This window comes from Bacillus sp. LR_5, assembly GCF_042709275.1.
In genome coordinates this window covers 1-2,490 of sequence record NZ_JAVAXX010000506.1, presented here as the reverse complement: position 1 = coordinate 2,490, position 2,490 = coordinate 1, and the positions used below count along the sequence as shown (strand labels likewise).

General features: G+C 44.2%; 3 protein-coding genes. All 3 read left to right on the top strand.

The genetic code is table 11. The features are described from left to right. The coding region (gene xerC, locus RAC86_RS37735) for a tyrosine recombinase XerC (RefSeq protein ID WP_377886860.1) at positions 1 to 794 on the top strand (794 nt) is incomplete at its 5' end. Positions 795 to 806: 12 nt separating this feature from the next. Beyond that, the gene (gene clpQ, locus RAC86_RS37730; protein WP_003238555.1) at positions 807 to 1,352 is read left to right on the top strand and encodes an ATP-dependent protease subunit ClpQ; all 546 of its coding nucleotides are present in this window, start codon (positions 807 to 809) and stop codon (positions 1,350 to 1,352) included. Positions 1,353 to 1,368: 16 nt separating this feature from the next. Further along, positions 1,369 to 2,490: ATP-dependent protease ATPase subunit HslU (gene hslU, locus RAC86_RS37725; RefSeq protein ID WP_377886859.1), on the top strand; the 1,122-nt coding region annotated here is incomplete at its 3' end.

Sequence of the window (2,490 nt, the reverse complement as noted above, 5' to 3'; positions counted from 1 at the left end):
GCGTTCAAGGTATAAATGGATTTGAAGAAGCTGCATATCAAGATACTAGGATTTTTTTGACAGAAGCCTATGAAAAAGGTTTATCGAGAAGAACAATAAGCAAAAAGATATCTGCATTAAGAAGCTTTTATAAGTTTCTGATGCGGGAAAAGCTTATTGAAGAAAATCCGTTTCAGCTTGTTCATCTGCCAAAACAGGAGAAACGGATACCGAAGTTTCTATATCAAAAAGAGCTTGAGGAGCTGTTTGAAGTTTCAGATATAAGCCAGCCGGCCGGAATGAGGGATCAAGCGCTGTTAGAGCTGCTCTATGCCACCGGAATGAGGGTCAGTGAATGCTGTTCCATAACTATTAACGACGTTGATTTATTTATGGACACTGTGCTTGTTCACGGTAAAGGCAAGAAGCAGCGCTATATCCCCTTTGGGTCTTATGCCCGCGAAGCGTTGAAGGTATACATGAATAGCGGAAGACAGTGCTTGCTGATGAAGGCAAAAGAACCTCATGATCTATTATTCGTAAATCAAAGAGGCGGACCGCTTACAGCCCGTGGCATCAGACATATTTTAAGCGGGATTGTTCAAAAAGCGTCAAGCACTTTACATATCCATCCGCATATGCTTCGACATACGTTCGCCACGCATCTGTTAAATGAAGGAGCGGATTTGAGAAGCGTTCAAGAACTGCTCGGGCATTCCAATCTGTCTTCTACACAGATATACACGCACGTTTCGAAGGAAATGTTGAGAAACACATATATGTCTCACCATCCAAGAGCATTTAAGAAAAATTAAAGGAGGCCCTTTATGTCATCTTTTCATGCGACCACAATATTTGCCGTACAGCATAAAGGACGAAGCGCTATGTCCGGAGACGGCCAAGTAACATTTGGTCAGGCTGTTGTCATGAAACACACGGCACGGAAAGTGAGAAAACTGTTTAACGGCAAAGTTCTTGCTGGCTTTGCGGGATCTGTTGCAGACGCTTTCACTTTATTCGAAAAGTTTGAAGCTAAGCTTGAAGAATATAACGGCAACTTAAAACGGGCGGCTGTTGAGCTTGCGAAGGAATGGCGCAGTGATAAAGTGCTAAGAAAGCTCGAAGCCATGCTGATTGTTATGAATCAGGATACTTTGCTTCTCGTATCGGGAACAGGCGAGGTGATCGAACCAGATGACGGCATTCTCGCGATTGGATCAGGAGGCAATTACGCTTTGGCAGCGGGAAGAGCACTGAAAAAGCATGCCGGGGAAAGCATGTCTGCAAGTGAGATTGCCAGAGCCGCGTTAGAAACAGCAGGCGAAATTTGTGTTTACACGAACGATCAAATCATACTGGAAGAGCTTGAATAGAAAGGACTTGAGGCGCATGGAAAAAAAACCGTTAACTCCTAGACAGATTGTAGATCGGTTAGACCAATATATTGTCGGTCAGCAAAATGCGAAAAAAGCTGTCGCCGTGGCATTAAGAAACCGCTATAGAAGAAGTCTTCTGGATGAAAAGCTGAAGGACGAGGTCGTTCCGAAAAACATTTTAATGATGGGTCCTACCGGCGTCGGGAAAACTGAAATTGCCAGACGAATCGCTAAGCTTTCAGGTGCGCCATTTATCAAAATTGAAGCTACTAAATTTACCGAAGTCGGCTATGTAGGCAGAGATGTTGAATCAATGGTCAGAGATCTTGTGGAGACTTCTGTTCGGCTTATCAAAGAAGAGAAAATGAATGAAGTAAAGGAACAGGCAGAAGAAAATGCAAACAAACGCATTGTTCGTCTGTTAGTTCCTGGGAAGAAAAAACAATCTGGCGTTAAAAATCCGTTTGAAATGTTTTTTGGAGGCAGCCAGCCGAATGGTGAAGATGAGGCGGAGAGCCAGGAAGAAGCAAACATCGAAGAAAAAAGAAAACGAATGGCGCATCAGCTGGCTTTAGGAGAGCTCGAAGACTACTATGTAACAGTAGAAGTCGAAGAACAGCAGCCTTCTATGTTTGACATGCTGCAGGGCTCGGGTATGGAGCAGATGGGTATGAACATGCAGGATGCGCTGAGCGGATTAATGCCAAAGAAAAAGAAGCGGCGCAAAATGACAGTCAGAGAAGCCAGAAAAGTCCTGACGAATGAAGAAGCAAGCAAACTCATCGATATGGATGAAGTCGGCCAGGAAGCTGTTCAGAGAGCAGAAGAGAGCGGGATTATCTTTATCGATGAGATTGATAAAATCGCAAAGAACGGCGGTGCATCTTCTTCTGCCGATGTTTCAAGAGAAGGCGTTCAGCGGGATATCCTGCCGATTGTTGAGGGTTCAACCGTTGTTACAAAATATGGTTCTGTAAAAACAGACCATGTATTATTTATTGCAGCAGGAGCGTTTCATATGGCCAAACCGTCTGATTTGATTCCTGAGCTGCAGGGGCGTTTCCCAATTCGTGTAGAACTGAACAAACTCACGGTAGACGACTTCGTGAGAATTTTGGTTGAGCCGGATAATGCG

Bases quoted from the DNA above. Each gene is read 5' to 3' on its own strand.
- clpQ (WP_003238555.1), top strand. From the start codon at position 807: ATGTCATCTTTTCATGCGACCACAATATTTGCCGTACAGCATAAAGGA.